The sequence below is a fragment of the Megasphaera hexanoica genome, assembly GCF_043520715.1.
Taxonomy (GTDB): Bacteria; Bacillota; Negativicutes; order Veillonellales; family Megasphaeraceae; genus Megasphaera; species Megasphaera hexanoica.
In genome coordinates, this window is the sequence record NZ_CP171361.1 from 2,227,272 (window position 1) to 2,245,400 (window position 18,129).

The window sequence follows — 18,129 nt, forward strand, 5'->3', positions numbered from 1 at the left end:
CGCGTGGTTCCTCTACTTTCTGCCCGTCTTGCGGCCTTTGCGGGCTTTCTTCTTCTTTGTCTTGCGGCCGCTCTTCTTTACTCTGCTGTTTTTCTTGTTTTTCTTTCCCTTTTTATCTTTCTTGCCCGGTTTATGACCGGCATCATTCATCCAGTCCCGTTTCGTCGTTTCCTTACTGCGATGATGTCTCTTTTCCATACTGGCCGCCATGCGCTGCTGCAAATCTTCCAGTGAATCGACCCGGCCCGGTACAAAATCGATTTCACACCGGTCGGTATTCACTTTTGCCAGAGTAACTTCTATGGAATCGCCCAGACGGTACACATGACCTCCGAGACGGCCGCGCATCGTATAGGACGCTTCATCGAATTCATAATCGTCATCAGTCAGCAGCGATATATGAATCAATCCTTCAATACCATTTTCCAGACCGACAAACAACCCGAATGACGTAATACCCGTTATGTGGGCATCGAAGGCTTCACCGACAAAAGGCACCATGTATTCTGCCTTTTTGAGGTCATCCGTCTCCCGTTCCGCTTCCACAGCGACCCGTTCCCGCGTACTGGCCTGGTCAGCGGCCTGTGTATGGAAAGACAGGGATAGACTGGCTTCTTTTTCTGTCAGCTTCCCTTCGCTCTGGAACTGGCGGATGAGGCGGTGCACCATCAGGTCCGGGTACCGCCGGATAGGTGACGTGAAATGAGTGTAACATTTCGAGGCCAGGCCGAAATGACCGGCATTGACCGTCGAATAACGCGCCTGCTGCATGGAGCGCAGGGCAATCGTCTGCACGACCGCTTCAGCATCGGTACCCTTCGATTTTTCGATGAGCTGCTGGAAATCGGCCGGTTTCACCTCATCGGCATCGGGTACAGGCAGGTCAAAACTGGAAAGGACGGTCCGCATCATTTCCAGCCGTTCCGGTTCCGGTATTTCATGGATACGGTACACACTGGGATTGCCACTGTCACGAAGATAGGACGCAACGGTTTCATTGGCAATCAGCATACTTTCTTCGACAATCTGTTCGGCAATGGAACGGTCCCGGCGTTCCAACCGCAGTGGTTTGCCATCGGGATCGAGTATGACTTTGTATTCCGGGAAATCAAAATCAATAGCCCCGCGGCGCAGGCGCATGGCTTTTAAAATATCTGATAATTCCCGAAGCTCCCGGAGCATCGGCATAAAAGGCCGCAGATCATCGGGAACGATGCCTTCGAGGAGTGCTTTTTTTACTTCGTGATAATTGCAGCGCCGTTTAACCTGAATGACAGCCGGACCGATGTCGGCATGGACGACCTGTCCCTGGGAATCGATTTCCATGACGCAGGTCATGGAATAGCGGTCCTGGCCGGCATTGAGACTGCAGATGCCATTGGAAAGTACGGTCGGCAGCATGGGAATGACCCGGTCTACGAGATAGACACTAGTACCGCGGTTGTACGCTTCCTGGTCTATCGCCGACTGGGGCCGGACATACCAGCTGACATCAGCAATATAGACGCCCAGACGGTAATTCCCGTTGGGAAGGCGGACGACATCGATGGCATCGTCGAGGTCCTTGGCATCTTCGCTATCTATGGTAATCAGATTCCGGTCCCGGTAATCCCGTCTGTCCGCTGTCGGTACGACCGTCTGATTGATGGCTTCGGCTTCTTTCTTGACGGCTTCCGGAAAATCAAAAGGCAGTCCGTGCCGGGCCATAATGACCTTGATATCCAGGTCTTTATCTCCGTCATATCCCAGGACTTCCGCAATTTCACCTTCCGCTTTCCGGTTTTCTTCGGGCCAGCGGGTAATCCTGACCAGCACTCTGGCGCTGCTTCTCGCATTCAGAGTCTTATCCAGAGGGACATAAATGTCTTCCCGCAGCCGTTCATCGTCGGGGATGACAAACCCACAGTTCTGCTGCCGGTCATAGGTCCCGACGACGGTCGTATTGGCCCGTTCGATAATGCGGATGATTTCCCCTTCCTGCCTGTGTCCGCGGCTGCTCTGCAACAGCCGGACCTGCACTTTATCATTATTCATGGCCGTATGACGGTTCGATTCGGTGATGTAAACATCTTCTTTCAGGTCATTAGTGATGACGAACCCGAAATTTTTCGTATATCCTTTATAAATACCTGTAATTTCCGCACTTTTTTGTGCTGCCAGGTACCGCTCGCCAGCGATTCTCATAAGCACACCACTCCTTGCCAGTTCATCAAAAACCGTAAACAGCTGTGCCAGTTGTCCGCCTTTCAAATCCAGTTGCTCGGCACAATCTTCAACAGTGGCACCTTCTTCAGTCTTACTACATATATTTATTATATCATGAGCGAGTTGTTTATCCATTATCTTCTCCAGTAAAAAGGGAATGATGATACAAAATTTCCGTATTGCGTCATCGTGAAGGATCATCGTGTGTAGAAAAAAGAGGCTGCCCGGTAAGACAGCCTCTGTTACGTTTGAAGTTTAAAGCAAAGGAAAACCTGCGTGAGACACATCCGTCATCACGCCGCTTCTCCTGTATCCGGCTCAATATGTGTTCAGCAGTCTTCCCAGAACAAGGGTAAAAATCGTAAAGGCAACTGACAAGATAATCGTAAGCTTGGACAATAACGCATCCATACCACGGGCTCTGCTGCCAAATAAGTCTTCAGCACCACCGCCAAAGCCGGCACCCATCCCCTGTGTCTTACTTTTCTGAGCGACAACGACACCGATAATCAGCAATGCCAAAATGACTACTATAATTTCTAATGCGGTAATCACAATAATCCTCCTCACATAACACACTTAACGGTACTATTGTACACTCATTTCTCTTTTCTATCAATAGGTTCTTTCCCATTATTTTCCTTATCCCGCATTTCCAGATACCGTTCCAGTTTCCGTTTGACCCGTTGCAACGCATTATCAATGGATTTGACATGGCGGTGAAGCTCCTGGGACATTTCATTATACGACTTGCCTTCCAGATAGGCAATCAGCACCTGCCATTCCAGATCACTCAGGACTTCGTTCATTTTCAGTTCAATATCTGCAAAATTTTCCCGGCTGATAATGAGTTCTTCCGGATCTGAAACGGGAGCTGCCGAAACGACATCCATCAGTGTCCGTTCCGACTCATCTGTGTAAATCGGTTTATTCAGGGATACATACGAATTGAGGGGAATATGTTTCTGCCGCGTCGCCGTTTTGATAGCTGTTATAATCTGCCTTGTCACGCAGAGGTCGGCAAAGGCCCGGAACGACGCCTGTTTATCGCCGCGGAAATCGCGGGTTGCCTTATACAGGCCAATCATGCCTTCCTGAATAATATCTTCTTTATCTGCTCCGATGAGGAAATACGAGCGTGCCTTGGCTTTTACAAAATTTCTGTACTTGTGGACAATATAATCGGTCGCTCCGGCATCATGCTCTTCCTGTGCCATGCGGACAATTTCTTCATCAGTCAGATCTTTGAATCTGTCCATTTTTTTCATCATCGCTTGTTTCATTGACCGCATGTACCTGCTTTCTTATTTTGATCTGCGGATTTTCTCCAGTTTTTCGAGGACATCACCGTTCTTTACATGATATACGACTTCGTTGCGGCTGCTGCCCTCTGTGAGAACATTCGTATGCTCATATTGCTTCATTTCCTGCCGGCTGCGCTGTACATCTTCTGCCAGTTCCCGCGCAGTCACGCGGTAAGCGCCAGTGCCAAGGATCTGGTTCTGTTCCGGACCATCGGACGTCGCAACGTAAATACTGCGTCGTTCATTCCGGTGTTCATAGACCAGTTTTTCAATACGGCTGTCCGCCGTTTCTTCCTTGTCCGTAAAAATGATCTCGCAATCGCGGCCCAGTTTCATGCTCTTTTCTGTCTCTTCCGTATACATGGCATCAAAGACAAGTACCAGCATATATCCCTTGGATTTGCCATAACTGGCCAGTATGTCGATCAGTTTTTCCCTGGCATGTTCCAGCGATTCCCGGGCCAGGGGCTGTAAAGATGGCCAGGCAAAAATAATGTTATATCCATCTACTACCAATAAATCTTTCACGGCTGTGTCACCGCCTGCCGCTGCCGCACGGCTTCGTATATGAGCAAAGCCGCCGCCACAGACGCGTTAAGAGAGTTGACATGACCGAACATGGGAATCTGTACCAGCACATCACACGTTTCTTTGACCAGCCGCGACATACCTCTGCCTTCACTGCCGATGACCAGTACAATGGGCTCCGTCAATGAGCTGTGGAAATAATCCACCGTGCCATCCATATCGGCACCGATAATCCAGAAGCCCCGCTTTTTCAGCTTCTTCAGGAGCTGCGTGCTGTTTCCAACTGGTACGATAGGCATGTATTCGATAGCACCGGCACTCGTTTTTCCCACCGTTTCATTCAGGGGAGCACTGCGCCGCTTCGGTACCAGGACGGCATGGACACCGGCACATTCGGCAGTCCGGATGATAGCCCCCAGATTATGGACATCTTCGATGCCATCGAGTAGCACCAGAAAGGGAACTTCTTCTTTCGCTTCAACATCGGCCAGTACATCGGTCAGATCAGCAAAGTCAATGGCCGCTGCCATAGCTACGACGCCTTGATGGCGTTCATCCGGAGCCAGGCGGTGCAATACTTTCGGAGGAACGTTTTCGATGAGAATCCCCCGTTCACCAGCCAGCTCCCGGATGCGTTCCAGAGCCGGTGCCTGATTGCCTGCCGCCAGATAGATTTTTGAAATAGACCGGCCTGCCCGCAGCGCCTCTGTCACGCTGTTGCGGCCGATAATCATACTTTCCTTACTCATAGTATCTCCTCATCAGGGATGTGCCATGCGGCAATACTCCTGTGTATGTGTATAGATCTGTTCCATGACGGCCTGCAGCCGTTCCTTCTGGTCAGACAGGACCAGGAACCCGACGAGTGCTTCCAAAGCCGTGCTGTCATGATATTCCGCAACGGAAGCACTTTTCGGTGTCTGGGAATAGGCATTACGTGCCCGCTGACAGACGGACTGCTCCTCTTCATTCAGGTTTTCTTTTATCTGACGGTATATGATGGCCTGCACTTTGGCTGACACGAACTCGGCTGCCAGTGTATGCAGTACCTGCACGTTGGGTATCCCCGTCCCGACGAGATGACGACGCATATATAACGCATAGTAAGCATCACCAACAAAAGCCAGGGAAATGGGGTCCAGCTGCGCCGGTTCTGCTTCGGGGACATCCAGACGGACTCCTGAAGCAAAAGCGGCGTAAGATTTCTTTTTTAATGCCTGCAGTTGTCTGAATTTCACTTTTTCCAGCGCGCTCCCTGAGGAGAATCTTCTACGGTAATACCCAGAGCCGCCAGCTTATCGCGGATAGCATCGGCCAGAGCATACTGTTTCTGGGCCCGGCATTCCTGACGGACTTCCAGGATGAGGTCCATGAGGTCGTTGTAGTCCTTATTGCTGGCTTCGCCTTTATTGCCATTCCAGCGGTCTTCCAAAATACCGAGGATGTCGGTCATAGTCTTAAAAATCCGTTTGACTTCAGAAACGACGGACGAATCGACAGGAACGTTCTTATTGAGGACCGCATCTTTATAAATATTGACTTTGCGGGCCAGTTCAAACATGGCTGCGCTGGCAAGAGCGGTGTTGAAATCGTCGCACATAGCTTCTTCAAAGTCTTCTTCAATCTTTTTCGCATCGGCCAGAAGCTGGGCTGATGTATCCGATTTAGCACCGGCGGGCATAGCCAGCAATTCCAGAACGTTGTCAATCGATGTGCCCAGGCGTTCCAGGCTGCGGGTCATTTCTTCCAGCCGTTCGTCACTGAAATCGAGCGGGCTGCGGTAATGGTTGGAGATGAGGAAATACCGCAGGGCATCGGGGCTGTAATGTTCCAATACGTCTTTGACGAGGAAGAAATTATTCAGAGATTTGCTCATCTTTTCAGAATTTATGGTAATGAACCCGTTGTGCAGCCAGTACTTGACCATCGGTTTTTTGCCTGTATAGGCTTCAGACTGGGCGATTTCATTTTCATGATGGGGGAAGATCAAATCGCTTCCGCCGCCGTGGAAATCAAAGGTATCACCAAGATATTTGTTGCTCATGGCCGAGCATTCGATATGCCATCCCGGACGGCCTGGTCCCCACGGGCTGTCCCACGAAGGTTCACCCGGCTTTGCTCCCTTCCAGAGAGCGAAATCCATGGGATTATGTTTGCGGTCATCGACTTCGATACGGGCGCCAGCCATCATGTCGTCGAGGCTGCGGCCGCTCAATTTGCCATAATCGGCAAATTTTTCTACGCTGTAATATACATCGTGGTCAATGACATAGGCATATCCTTTATCGATCAGGGTCTGTACCATATGGATGATTTCCGGCATGTGTTCCGAAACCCGGGGATATTTATCAGCCCGGTGGATATGCAGGGCATCCATGACTTCAAAATAAGAAGCAATATACCGGTTGGAAATAGTATCCCATGTAACACCTTCCCCATTGGCGGCATTAATGATTTTATCATCGACATCGGTAAAGTTCTGGATGTGTGTGACTTCATAACCCAGATGTTCCAGATAGCGTTTGATGACATCCCATGTAACGAACGGGCGGGCATTGCCCATATGAGAATGATTGTACGGCGTAATCCCGCAGACGTACATCTTGACCTGTCCCGGCGTTACCGGCACAAACGTTTCTTTACGACGTGTGAGTGTATTGTAAACTTTTAATTCTCTCATAATAAACCTCCTTCAGGTAAATAAAAAGACCGCCGTCCCCTGACAGAGACGGTGGCCCGTGGTTCCACTCTGCTTTATGGCAAGCACCATAATCTCAACTACAGGTAACGGCTGTCTCCGGACCGGAATACTGTCATTTCATCCGGCCTGCTCCCAAAGGCAACTCTGCAATTTCATCTGCTGGCCCGGCTCTCAGCAGCTGCCGGACTTCTCTGTAGCGTTCCCTTGCAGATCATTTTGATCATCGCATTTCTAAATTGATATTAATTATTAAATATACTGTATTGTATATTACATGATACTCAATATTTTCTATTCTGTCAAGAACATTTTATGTATCGGTCATATCCGGGCGGTCCCATGTATCGACGGGCGTCTCCTCTTCATCTTCCTTCTCGCCTGCCAGCATTTCATCCATCTGAAAAGCCAGCTGGCAGAAATAAGGATAGTACGGCGAAGTACGGCCTGCTTCCAGTCCCCGGTATGTTTCCCGGCAGGGATATTCTTCCAGGAGCCGTTCATACGGTGGCAGAGGAATGCCGAATACGGGGGAAAATTCCCGGTCCTCTACGTCATCGAGAATGCTGGTTCCGGCCACACGGAACGTATATATGTCGTTCAGATTTGTACAATGAATATACGTATACCTCCCGTTTCCCTCGGAAAGTTCTATTTCTCCATCCAGCACCAGACGGCCGGCAATCATGCGGGCCGCCCGGTTGCGGCTGAGTACTTCCCACCGGGAAGAAGGCGTCTTGTCAGACGTATCCATCAACGTTCACCATCCCGGCATTCAGTCAGCTATGAGGCCGCTGGCATTGAGCCGGCTGATGACTTTGTCCCGTCCCATGAGGGCGACGATGACGTTCAGGTCCGGTCCGTGCATGACACCTGTAACAGCTACGCGGATAGGCATGTAGACGAATTTACCTTTTACTTTCAGGCCTTTCTGGATTTTTTTGAACAGGGGCTGTACCGTTTCCGCCGTCACTTCGTCGAGAGCTTCCAGTTCATCGCGGAACATTTTGAGAACAGCCGGAGCCGTTTCTTCTTTGAGGACAGCAGCTGTTTCTTCGTTTTCCGGCTGGTAGTCTTCCGTGAAGAATACTTTGGCCGCATCGACAATCTGGGCGCCGTACTGGACGTGTTCGCGCATGGCAGAGCACATTTGTTTCAGCCAGGTCCGTTCATCATCGGAAGGCTGATCCGATGCATAGCCTGCTTTCTGCAAATGAGGCAGGCAGATTTCCAGCAACTGGTCTTCATCCAGTTCTTTCATGTAATGGAAATTAATCCAGTTCAATTTTTCAATATCGAAGACAGCGGGATTCTTCGCTACCCGGTCCAGGCTGAACTGCTGGCAGAGTTCTTCCATGGAGAAAATTTCCTGATCGCTGTCAGGCGTCCATCCCAGAAGAGCCAGGAAATTGTCAATAGCCTGGGGCAGGTATCCCAGGTCGCGATACTGCTGGACGCTGGTTGCGCCGTGGCGTTTGCTCATTTTCTTCTTATCTTTGCCCAGGATAAGCGATACATGGGCAAAGGTCGGTACGGGAAAGCCCAGTGCTTTATAGAGGACGAGCTGGCGCGGTGTATTGGACAGATGTTCTTCCGCACGGATGACATGGGTAATATGCATGAGAGCATCATCCATGACGACACAATAATTATATACAGGAATTCCGTCTGATTTGACAATGACAAAATCGCCTACTTTATTGGAGTCAAAAGCGACATGTCCCCGTACGAGATCGTCGAATTCGAGAGTTTCATTCTTCGGGGTCTTGACTCGGATGACATAAGGCCGGCCTTCTTTCAGGTACTGCTGCACCTGTTCCGGCGACAGATGGGAACACTTGCCGGAATAAACCGGTGTTTCTCCCTTTGCCATCTGTGCTTCTTTTTCGGCTTCCAGTTCTTCGGGAGTACAGAAACAATAGTATGCTTTACCTTCTGCTAGTAATTTATCGGTATATTTTTTGTAGATATCCAGGCGTTCCATCTGACGGTACGGTCCGTCCGGGCCGCCTACATCAATACCTTCATCCCAGTTGATACCCAGCCAGCGCAGCGCTTCCTTGATATTTTCTTCCGATTCACGGGTAGAACGCTTCTGGTCCGTATCTTCAATGCGGACGACAAAGGTACCACCGGTATGTTTGGCTTCCAGGTAATTGAAAAGAGCCGAGCGGGCACCGCCAATATGGAACGGGCCAGTCGGGCTGGGTGCAAAACGTACGCGTACTGTATTAGACATAACAAACTCCTCCTACTATCTATTACTATTAATTTCTGTATTTAATAACCATGGCAGCGGCCTGGGCGGCCATGCCTTCCTGCCGGCCTACAAAACCCAGGTGTTCTGTCGTAGTCGCTTTGACACAGACGGCAGACGGATCAATCTGCAGGGCATCTGCCAGATTGGCTGTCATCTGAGCCACATATGGCTTGATTTTCGGCTGCTGGGCCAGGAGCGTCACATCGACGTTAATGACGCGGCAGCTGTTCTCTATCAGTATCTGCCGTACTTTACGCAGTAAAATAAGGCTGGAAATATTCTTAAATGCCGCATCCGTATCGGGAAAATACGTACCGATGTCTTTCAGCCCTGCCGCTCCCAGGAGCGCATCCATGACGGCATGGACGAGTACATCCGCATCAGAATGGCCATCCAGTCCTTTTTCATAGGGAATCTCCACGCCGCCCAGAATCAGTTTCCTTCCTGATACGAGCGGATGGACATCATAGCCGCTGCCGACACGGTGCTCTGACGGTCCGGTCATATAAAATTCAAGGACCGGCACATCGTCCATCGTAGTCACTTTATGATTCCGTTCATCCCCCTGGAGAATAACAACCTTTTCCCCCATTGCCTCTGCCAGTGAGGCATCGTCTGTCCCCGTCAGGTGATGCTCTTTGGCGTACCGGTGGGCTTCCAGCAGTGTCTGGCGCCGGAAGATTTGAGGCGTTTGTACAGCAATCAGGCGGCTCCGGTCCAGTGTGCGGACACGCTGCAGCCCCCAGGCTCCAGCTTCTTCCCGTTCCTTGACCGTATCTTTGACAGGAATAGCATATACAGCTACATTTGCTTTTTCCATAACCGGCACGGCATTATCAAACCACTCCGGACCGGCCATGGGGCGTGACCCATCGTGGACCATAACGATGTCGGCTGACTCATCTGCTGCCACGAGGCCATTATAAACAGAATCTTCCCGTTCCGCTCCTCCCAGAGCAAAACGGACCGGTACAGACGGATGCAGGCCGGCAACCATATCTTCTATATCCCTCCGGTCCCGTTCCGCTACTACAATGACGACTTCACTGACACAGGCTGCAGCAAAAACGTGCTGCAGCGTATGAGTCAGTACAGGTTTTCCGCACAAAGGAAAAAACAGCTTATTGCGCTCATAGCCAAAACGCCGGCCTGAACCGGCCGCTACTATGATGACAGATACTTTCAAACCTTTCACCTACTCGTGTTCGACTTTTACAAATATCATACGCCCTGCCGAAGTCTGCAAAACAGAAGTAACTACGACGGGGACGGTAGAACCAATATATTTCTGGCCATTTTCGACGACAATCATAGTACCATCGTCGAGGTACCCTACACCTTGATTATTTTCTTTACCGGCCTTGACGACCAGTACTTCCATATGCTCTCCCGGAATCCGGGCCGGCTTCAGTGCATTGGCCAGATCATTGATATTCAGGACAACGACACCCTGCAGCGCCGCTACCTTATTCAGATTATAGTCATTAGTCACGACTTTGGCGTTGATTTTCCGGCCCAGCCGGATCAGTTTGGAATCAACGCCCTGCACATCATCAAAATCATCATTGATGATACGGACTTCTACATAGTTGTCTTCCTGCATCTGCTTCAGTATATCCAACCCGCGGCGCCCTTTGTTTCTCTTCAGGACATCAGAGGAATCGGCAATAAGCTGCAGTTCCTCCAGGACGAAAACAGGCACCAGAAGAGGCCCTTCGAGGAAACCGGTACTGCATATTTCCGCAATCCGCCCGTCGATGATAGAACTTGTATCCAGGAGTTTCCCTGAAAATTCTTCTTTTTTCCGTTCTTTTTCCCTATTTTTGGGCAAGCGGAAAATACCGGCCCAGCTGACGATTTCTGTCTTCTTGCGTACAGCTATACTCATGCCGGCATACCCGAAAATAATGCTGAATACAATTGGCCCATACGCTCCGATAATCGGCAATTTGGAAAACGCCAGTCCTATTAAATTAGCAATAATGAGTCCAAAAAGCAATCCCAGCGTTCCAATAAGCAGATCCTGCGTAGAAAAGTCACTCAGGCCCGTTTCCATGCGCTGAATAACCTTCCATATCAGCCGCAGCACGAGCGGTGACAAGATATATCCCAGAACGACACCCAGAAGGGCTCCCACGATATAGGTAATCATAGTCATCAGTGTCGTACCAAAAATACCAATCCGGGAAAAACGACCCTCGATTTCTGCACTGAAAAAAGGCGTCGTCACCAGCTGGTCTGCCAACATGACAAAGATGACGGCCATGATCAGCATAACCGCACCTTTCATGATATTATCAGCAATTTTACGGCCATTGAGTTTCTTGCGTTCCGGTTTTCTTTTTTCTTTATTTTCTGTCGTATGTACATCAGCCATAGTATGTCACCCCCTTCTCATATTAATCAACATTTTCATTCATTATACCTGTAAAAAGCATCTTTTTACAATTTCTTATCATACCATATTTTTTGATAAGACTCCACAAAAAAGAACACGTCAGGGAAAAAACACGAGCAGCTCTGCCTTTCTATACAGCAAAACTGCTCGTTTTTCTCTATTCAGCGATGGCACCCGCCATAGTAACCACCGTTACCGTGATGTCCATAGCCATTGCCGTGATGTCCGTACCCATTACCGTCCCCGTAGCAGGGGCCTGTCATTTCGACGGCACCATTTTCATTGACTACGTAGCCACGGTGCTGGATAACCGGTTCCATATGACCATCTGCCATAACACGGCGTCCCTGATAATAGGTAACAGGGCTGTTGCAGTCATATACAGTCGATCTTCCTGCCAGACCAGCAGTACTGTTATGATAATATGCCAGAGCACTTCCGCCACATAAAAGGGCCACTGCCGTACATAATACGGCCAGCTTCTTCACTCGTTTCTGCATAATTGTCCAACCTCCCTTGTACTTTCTTTTTAAATTTTATATTCTACTACCAGTATACCATACCAGCCAGTGAAAAAAATAAATTTTATTTAAATTGTCAAAAAATCAGGAAGAAAAAGCAGCCGTTATGGCATCTCTGATAGACACCACAGGAATGATCCGGCAATCGGGAAAGTCATCCCGTTTCAGCTCTGACATATTCCCCCGGGGAACGATAAACCGGGTAAATCCCATTTTGGCGGCTTCCTTCAACCGGCGGTCAGCCTGAGGGACACGCCGTATATCTCCAGTCAGTCCCACTTCGCCCATGACTACCGTATGCTCATCCATAGGAATATCCTTAAAGCTGGAAACGACGGCCAGAATAACCGGAAGATCGGCAGCTGTCCCGGTGAGCCGCAACCCGCCTACGACATTGATATAGACATCCTGTGTTCCCAGATTCAGGCCGATTCGTTTTTCCAGGACGGCCAGCAAAATAATCAGGCGGTTGTAATCCATTCCGGAAGCAGTCCGCCGTGGTACGGCAAATACGGAATGCGATGTCAGCGCCTGTATTTCTCCCAGCATAGGCCGCTGGCCGTCCATAACGGCCGCGATAACCGAACCGGCCTGATGAGCCGATCGTTCAGCCAGGAGCAGCTGGGACGGATTGGCCAGTTCCGAAAGGCCCTCTTCGGTCATGGTAAACATGCCGGATTCATTTGTCGAGCCAAAACGGTTCTTTATCCCCCTGAGGATGCGGAACTGATACTGCCGGTCACCTTCAAAATACAACACGACATCCACCATATGTTCCATCATGCGCGGGCCGGCAATGGCCCCTTCTTTGGTCACATGGCCGATGACCACAACGGGTATGTTGGTCGTCTTGGCAAAAGTCATGAGCCGTGCCGTACCTTCCCGTATCTGCCCCATGCTCCCCGGTGTACCGTCTGCATCCTGGCAGTACATCGTCTGGATGGAATCGACGATGAGCAGCCGTGGTTTCCGCCGTTCAGCCTCATGCAATACAGCATCCAGTGATGTGTCCGCCTGTATGAACAGGTCCGGAGCCACAATTCCCAGTCTTTCGGCCCGCAGCTTAATCTGTCCCTGTGATTCTTCACCGGAACCGTACAGGACGGCACCTTGTTTTTTACAGACCGCTGCCGCCATCTGCAGCACCAGCGTCGATTTGCCGATACCCGGATCCCCACTGAGCAGAATCAGGGCGCCGGGCACCAATCCGCCTCCCAGCACGCGGTCCAGTTCGCCAATTCCCGTTTCCAGACGGGACATGTCTTCCATGGTAATGTCCGTCAGGGCAGCCGGACGGGTTTCCGTCCCCGTCCGCTGCATGCTGCCAGCTTTACGGGGAGCCTCCGGCTGCAATGTTTCTTCTGTCATTGTGTTCCATTCCCCGCACTGGGGGCAGCGTCCGAGCCAGCGGCTGGAAACGCTGCCGCAATTAGCGCATACATAGCGCGTCTTTACTTTAGCCATGAATCCGCTCCTCTTCTGAAAGAAGTCCCCGTCCCGGAACCGCTGGCTTCTCTCATCATTCTGTCGTAAATAGTAACTCTTTCTTATCCGGGCTGTCTACATGGAGATGGTTCCCCTTTTTCAGGCTGCCACCGAGCATCATTTCCGAAATAGGATCTTCCACCAGTTTCTGGATAGCCCGTTTCAGCGGACGGGCGCCATAAGCGAAATCGGTTCCTTCCCGGACCAATACATCGTCGGCATTTTCTGTCCAGTCCATAGCAATGCCTTTTTCGTCGAGCCTTTTCGTCAGATCTTTCAGCATAAGAGAGACGATGCGGCGCAAATCATCCCGCTGCAGCGGCTTAAATACGATGATTTCATCAATCCGGTTCAAAAATTCCGGACGGAAGAACCGCCGGACGTCATCCATGATTTCTTTTTTCGCCGTTTTGAAAGCCTGTTCCCGGTTTTCTTCCTGACTGCCCGTCGAAAATCCCATGACCGGGGCATCGGGTTTCAAATGAGAGGCTCCCAGATTACTGGTCATGATGATGACCGTATTGCGGAAATCAACCGTACGTCCCTTGGAATCAGTCAGGCGTCCGTCATCGAGGACCTGCAGGAGCAGATTGAAGAAATCAGACGAAGCCTTTTCTACTTCATCAAATAATACGACACTGTACGGTTTTTCCCGTACGGCATCGGTCAGCTGGCCGCCTTCTTCATACCCCACATAACCGGGAGGTGCCCCTACCAGGCGGGATACGCTGTATTTTTCCATGTATTCGCTCATGTCGATGCGAATCATTGATTCCTCACTGCCAAAGAGCTGCCGGGCCAGTGTCCGGGCCAGTTCGGTCTTGCCGACGCCACTGGGGCCGAGGAACAGGAACGAACCAATTGGGCGGTTTGCATCCTTCAGGCCCGCCCGTGCCCGGCGTATTGCCTTGGAAACAGCCGTCACGGCCTCATCCTGACTGATGACCCTCTTATGTAATTCTTCTTCCAGATGGAGCAGACGGTGCGATTCCGTTTCCGTCAACTGCCGTACGGGGATTCCCGTCCACTGGGACACGACATCGGCAATATCATCTTCTGTCACGACCAGCCGGGCATCATCGTGCTGTTTCCGTTCTTTTTGCATCGTTTCCAGCTGCCGTGACAACTCCTTTCCTTCATCACGCAGGGACGCACAGCGTTCAAAGTCCTCACTGGCCAGAGCCGCCTCTTTTTCCTTGCGGATATCGGCCAGTTTCTGTTCCAGGCTCTTGACTTCATCAGACGGAGAATATACTTTCATACGCACCCGTGATGCCGCTTCATCCATGACATCGATGGCCTTATCCGGCAGGTAGCGGTCACTGATATACCGCGCGGAAAGGGTAACGGCACTGCGCACGGCTTCATCGGTAATGCGCGCTTTATGGAATGCTTCATAACGGTCACGCAAACCGAACAGAATCTGTATTGCATCATCTTCCGTCGGTTCACCAACCAGTACTGGCTGGAACCGGCGGGCCAGAGCCGTATCCTTTTCTATATGTTTCTTATATTCATCCAGCGTCGTCGCACCGATGCACTGCAGTTCGCCCCGTGCCAGGGCCGGTTTAAGGATATTAGCGGCATCCATGGAGCCTTCTACAGCCCCTGCACCGATGAGCTGATGCAGTTCATCGATAAAGAGGATCATATGGGAATCATTCTGTATGGCCTCGATCACCTTTTTAATTCGTTCTTCAAATTCCCCACGATATTTTGTACCAGCCACCAGACTCGTAAGGTCCAGGGAAAATATATGTTTGTCGGCTAAAATATCCGGTACGACACCGCTTACAATGCGCTGGGCCAGACCTTCGGCAATGGCTGTTTTCCCTACTCCGGGAGCTCCGATGAGGACGGGGTTGTTTTTCGTCCTGCGGCTAAGGATCTGGATGACCCGGTCGATTTCCTTTTCCCTGCCGATGACGGGATCAATTTTACCTTTCCGTGCCAGTTCATTCAGATCACGGCCATAGGCATTGAGATCCATGCTGCCAGCAGCTCCGCCTTCTTCCGGCACGTCTTCGGCATCTGTACCTGTTACTTCTGCCAAACGGTGCAAAATTTGTTCCGGATCGACATCCATAGATTCCAGGATCTGGCTGGCACGGCCGCTCCCTTCCAGAATCAGTCCGGCCAGAATATGTTCTGTACCAACATAGTTTTGTCCCAGCCGGTTGGCTTCACTGACAGCCAGTTCCATTGTCCGCTTTGTGCGCGGGGTCAGCCCCGGTTCATCCTGGATCATGTCGCGGGATGCCGTCAATTTTTCGATGGCCCGCAGTATGTTTTCCGGCGTAAGCCCCAATTGAGCCAGTACCTGACCTGCCACCCCTTCTTTATTGAGAACGAGACCGAGCAAAATGTGTTCGGTTCCTACATAGTCATGACCCAAGCGCTGCGCTGTCTGCTGGGCATACTGCAGCACCCGTTTTGCATTATTTGTAAATCTGTTATACATATTCTTTCACATCCTTATACGCTGGTCCGGGCAGACTTTCCGTACTGCCATTCAGCCATCGTACACATTTTAAATGGCATAATCCTGCAGAAGCTGACGGATTACCTTAGCCCGCTGCAAGTCCTGCTCTTCATCATTCAGTTCCTTACCGGCCTGCCATTGCAGATATGCCGGCCCCGCTGCCGTCAGCAGGGCATGATACGCCTGTGGCCGTTCCTGAATGATACCAAAATCTATCCCCATGCGGAAATCGCTTAGAAAATCGATGGTTTCATAAAAATCGAGCATCCAGGCATGGGATAATACGCCATAGTTCCGGAAAAACCGGTCTTTCATGGCATTCTGATTATGCGTCCAGAGCAGGTTCCGGCAGTTCCGTTCTTCCTGGACAATCTGTGTGGCAAGCTTCTTCAATTGCCCTATAATATCTTCTTCTGATACGCCCAGCGTAATTTGATTCGTCACTTGGAACACATTGCCAATATATTCGTTCCGTTCCGTATACATGCCACACATGGTAAAGCCCAATTTAGTAATCCCCTGGACAATACGGTTAAGGCGCTTCATCAGCACCAGTCCGGGCAGATGGAGGATGACGCCGGCAATAAGGCCGGTCCCGGTAAGGGAGGGACTGGCAGTCAGATAACCGAAATCATCCCGGAAGGCAAAATTCAGTTTTGCCTCCAGCGCATCGTCTACCTGTGTCGCATCTTCCCATGCCTTATCGAGCTGGAGACCTGCCGCACCGGTCTGAATACAGAAATGATCGTCTTCATTGATCATAATGGAAACGGCACCGTCCTGCCGTAACAGCAATCCCCTGTTCTGCGGTTTCTGAATATGGCTTGCCGAAACCAGGTGGCGTTCTGCCAGCACTTCCCGTTCCCACGAAGTCAGATCGTAAAGATGGATACTTTCATAAGTCCCTCCTCCCAGCGTATTCAGACTTGGCATGTACCGTTCCCCTTCCGCCAGGACGGCAGCCAGTTCTGCATCAGTCGCCTTATCAGGAAATACGTATTTTTTTAAGTTCCGGGAAAGACGGATACGGCTGTCCAGCACGACATCCGTCAAATCTCCTGATCCATCCTGCCAGGGAATCAACGGCGTTTTCAATATATCCTGCAGCATCCGTTATTCCTCCTTCCCATTCTGCCGCGGTGGCAGCTGCCGTTCCAGCATGCGGATTTCATCGCGTACGCGGGCAGCTTCTTCATACCGTTCATCCTGAACGAGTTTTTTCAGACGCTGGCGCAGGCGTTTAATCTGATTGGCTGTACGGAACACACCGGTTCCCCGGTTCGGCACCTTGCCCACATGTTTAGTGTGACCGTGTATCCGCCGGACCAGAGGCGTGATTTCTTCCCGGAATGCTTCATAACAATCGGGACAGCCAAATTTACCAAGACGGTTAAATTCACTATACGTCATACCACAACTATTGCAGCGCGGTTCTTCTTCGGCCTGGCCGGAATAATCGGGGTAAGCCATTTTACGGAAGAAATCATTATCGATAATATTGAAATTAGAATAATCAGGTAAACTTCCCTGTTTACGCGCACATTCTGCACACAGGTGCAGCTCCGTGCGGCGGCCGTTTTCAATCTTCGCGATATGGACGACGGCTTCTCTTTTTTTGCATTGATCGCAAAGCATGGCGTGCGCCTCCTTTCTTACACTAGTGCAGATTCAGGGACCGGAGAATCCGCCCTATAACTGCCATCCGCTGCGGTTCATCGACTTCATCAAACAACGCTTCAAACGTATGATGCAGCAAAATGGCCTCCCTGTTCGTCAGCGACTTGCTTTTAATCAGACGATATAATAGCACGTCGAGATCTTCCATCGTAATATTGACAGCAGGCAGCGTTTCTTTCAGCGGTGCCGGTGTCCGGTCCTGTTTTTTCGGAGTCAGGCGGATAATGCGCACGAAACCGCCTGAGCCCCGTCGTGATTCTACTAGATAGCCCTTGTCATTAGAAAAGCGTGTACTTAGGACATAACTAATCTGTGAAGGGGCACAATCCAGTTCATCCGCCAGTTCATTGCGGCGGAGAACGATATTCTCTTCATCCTCTTCGAGGAGCTTATGTAATATAAATTGTTCGATTTTATCAGCTAACACACTCATCGTATCACCTGCTTATGAAAATACAATATACATCAAATGGTTATTTTTCACCTTTTGACTTTATTACATTCTTATTATATTCGTCTTTTTGACTTTTTGCAAGAGGTGAATTAATGGCAAAAGACCCTGACATCGTCC

General features: G+C 50.3%; 17 protein-coding genes. All 17 read right to left on the reverse strand.

Annotated elements, in window-relative coordinates:
- Positions 1 to 12: 12 nt before the first annotated feature.
- Positions 13 to 2,340 (reverse strand): ribonuclease R, encoded by a 2,328-nt coding sequence (gene rnr / locus ACGTIC_RS10940; RefSeq protein ID WP_075581296.1) that lies wholly within the window; start codon positions 2,338 to 2,340, stop codon positions 13 to 15.
- Positions 2,341 to 2,523: 183 nt separating this feature from the next.
- Positions 2,524 to 2,760 (reverse strand): preprotein translocase subunit SecG, encoded by a 237-nt coding sequence (gene secG, locus ACGTIC_RS10945; RefSeq protein ID WP_059075366.1) that lies wholly within the window; start codon positions 2,758 to 2,760, stop codon positions 2,524 to 2,526.
- 44 nt (positions 2,761 to 2,804) lie between these two features.
- A complete protein-coding gene (gene sigH, locus ACGTIC_RS10950; RefSeq protein ID WP_059075367.1) occupies positions 2,805 to 3,497 on the reverse strand; it encodes an RNA polymerase sporulation sigma factor SigH in 693 nt (230 codons plus the stop codon).
- Positions 3,498 to 3,509: 12 nt separating this feature from the next.
- A complete protein-coding gene (locus ACGTIC_RS10955; RefSeq protein ID WP_113855643.1) occupies positions 3,510 to 4,037 on the reverse strand; it encodes an NYN domain-containing protein in 528 nt (175 codons plus the stop codon).
- Positions 4,034 to 4,786 (reverse strand): 23S rRNA (guanosine(2251)-2'-O)-methyltransferase RlmB, encoded by a 753-nt coding sequence (gene rlmB / locus ACGTIC_RS10960; protein WP_113855642.1) that lies wholly within the window; start codon positions 4,784 to 4,786, stop codon positions 4,034 to 4,036. Before rlmB ends, ACGTIC_RS10955 begins: the two co-directional genes overlap by 4 nt.
- Positions 4,787 to 4,798: 12 nt before the next feature.
- Positions 4,799 to 5,275: a Mini-ribonuclease 3 gene (locus tag ACGTIC_RS10965; RefSeq protein WP_113855641.1), complete on the reverse strand. Its 477-nt coding sequence runs from the start codon at positions 5,273 to 5,275 to the stop codon at positions 4,799 to 4,801.
- Positions 5,272 to 6,717 carry a cysteine--tRNA ligase gene (gene cysS, locus ACGTIC_RS10970; RefSeq protein WP_113855640.1) on the reverse strand — a complete coding sequence of 482 codons (1,446 nt, stop codon included), beginning with the start codon at positions 6,715 to 6,717 and terminating at the stop codon, positions 5,272 to 5,274. The genes ACGTIC_RS10965 and cysS overlap by 4 nt, the downstream gene beginning before the upstream one ends.
- A gap of 331 nt (positions 6,718 to 7,048) precedes the next feature.
- The gene (locus ACGTIC_RS10975) at positions 7,049 to 7,492 is read right to left on the reverse strand and encodes a hypothetical protein (protein ID WP_150824970.1); all 444 of its coding nucleotides are present in this window, start codon (positions 7,490 to 7,492) and stop codon (positions 7,049 to 7,051) included.
- A gap of 18 nt (positions 7,493 to 7,510) precedes the next feature.
- Positions 7,511 to 8,974, reverse strand: coding sequence for a glutamate--tRNA ligase (gltX, locus tag ACGTIC_RS10980; protein WP_113855638.1), 1,464 nt, complete (start codon positions 8,972 to 8,974; stop codon positions 7,511 to 7,513).
- 28 nt (positions 8,975 to 9,002) lie between these two features.
- Complete coding sequence (gene ispD, locus ACGTIC_RS10985; RefSeq protein WP_257536657.1) at positions 9,003 to 10,190, reverse strand: 2-C-methyl-D-erythritol 4-phosphate cytidylyltransferase; 1,188 nt, start codon at positions 10,188 to 10,190, stop codon at positions 9,003 to 9,005.
- Positions 10,191 to 11,372: a PIN/TRAM domain-containing protein gene (locus ACGTIC_RS10990; protein ID WP_113855636.1), complete on the reverse strand. Its 1,182-nt coding sequence runs from the start codon at positions 11,370 to 11,372 to the stop codon at positions 10,191 to 10,193. It abuts the gene before it with no gap.
- 182 nt (positions 11,373 to 11,554) lie between these two features.
- Entirely contained in the window at positions 11,555 to 11,893 is a 339-nt protein-coding gene (locus ACGTIC_RS10995) for a hypothetical protein (RefSeq protein WP_113855635.1), read from the reverse strand.
- A 105-nt stretch (positions 11,894 to 11,998) separates the two neighbouring features.
- The gene (radA, locus tag ACGTIC_RS11000; RefSeq protein ID WP_113855634.1) at positions 11,999 to 13,378 is read right to left on the reverse strand and encodes a DNA repair protein RadA; all 1,380 of its coding nucleotides are present in this window, start codon (positions 13,376 to 13,378) and stop codon (positions 11,999 to 12,001) included.
- Between the two features lie 55 nt (positions 13,379 to 13,433).
- A complete protein-coding gene (locus ACGTIC_RS11005; RefSeq protein ID WP_059075378.1) occupies positions 13,434 to 15,860 on the reverse strand; it encodes an ATP-dependent Clp protease ATP-binding subunit in 2,427 nt (808 codons plus the stop codon).
- A gap of 69 nt (positions 15,861 to 15,929) precedes the next feature.
- The gene (locus ACGTIC_RS11010) at positions 15,930 to 16,991 is read right to left on the reverse strand and encodes a protein arginine kinase (RefSeq protein ID WP_059075379.1); all 1,062 of its coding nucleotides are present in this window, start codon (positions 16,989 to 16,991) and stop codon (positions 15,930 to 15,932) included.
- A 3-nt stretch (positions 16,992 to 16,994) separates the two neighbouring features.
- Positions 16,995 to 17,516, reverse strand: a complete 522-nt coding sequence (locus ACGTIC_RS11015; RefSeq protein WP_059075380.1) for a UvrB/UvrC motif-containing protein — start codon at positions 17,514 to 17,516, stop codon at positions 16,995 to 16,997.
- Between the two features lie 22 nt (positions 17,517 to 17,538).
- Positions 17,539 to 17,991, reverse strand: a complete 453-nt coding sequence (locus tag ACGTIC_RS11020; protein ID WP_075581305.1) for a CtsR family transcriptional regulator — start codon at positions 17,989 to 17,991, stop codon at positions 17,539 to 17,541.
- Positions 17,992 to 18,129: the final 138 nt, after the last annotated feature.

Excerpts from the sequence above, each read along its gene's own strand:
- rnr (WP_075581296.1), bottom strand. The coding sequence starts at position 2,340 with ATGGATAAACAACTCGCTCATGATATAATAAATATATGTAGTAAGACT.
- sigH (WP_059075367.1), bottom strand. The coding sequence starts at position 3,497 with ATGCGGTCAATGAAACAAGCGATGATGAAAAAAATGGACAGATTCAAA.
- rlmB (WP_113855642.1), bottom strand. The coding sequence starts at position 4,786 with ATGAGTAAGGAAAGTATGATTATCGGCCGCAACAGCGTGACAGAGGCG.
- cysS (WP_113855640.1), bottom strand. The coding sequence starts at position 6,717 with ATGAGAGAATTAAAAGTTTACAATACACTCACACGTCGTAAAGAAACG.
- gltX (WP_113855638.1), bottom strand. The coding sequence starts at position 8,974 with ATGTCTAATACAGTACGCGTACGTTTTGCACCCAGCCCGACTGGCCCG.
- ACGTIC_RS10990 (WP_113855636.1), bottom strand. The coding sequence starts at position 11,372 with ATGGCTGATGTACATACGACAGAAAATAAAGAAAAAAGAAAACCGGAA.
- ACGTIC_RS10995 (WP_113855635.1), bottom strand. The coding sequence starts at position 11,893 with ATGCAGAAACGAGTGAAGAAGCTGGCCGTATTATGTACGGCAGTGGCC.
- radA (WP_113855634.1), bottom strand. The coding sequence starts at position 13,378 with ATGGCTAAAGTAAAGACGCGCTATGTATGCGCTAATTGCGGCAGCGTT.
- ACGTIC_RS11005 (WP_059075378.1), bottom strand. The coding sequence starts at position 15,860 with ATGTATAACAGATTTACAAATAATGCAAAACGGGTGCTGCAGTATGCC.
- ACGTIC_RS11010 (WP_059075379.1), bottom strand. The coding sequence starts at position 16,991 with ATGCTGCAGGATATATTGAAAACGCCGTTGATTCCCTGGCAGGATGGA.
- ACGTIC_RS11015 (WP_059075380.1), bottom strand. The coding sequence starts at position 17,516 with ATGCTTTGCGATCAATGCAAAAAAAGAGAAGCCGTCGTCCATATCGCG.
- ACGTIC_RS11020 (WP_075581305.1), bottom strand. The coding sequence starts at position 17,991 with ATGAGTGTGTTAGCTGATAAAATCGAACAATTTATATTACATAAGCTC.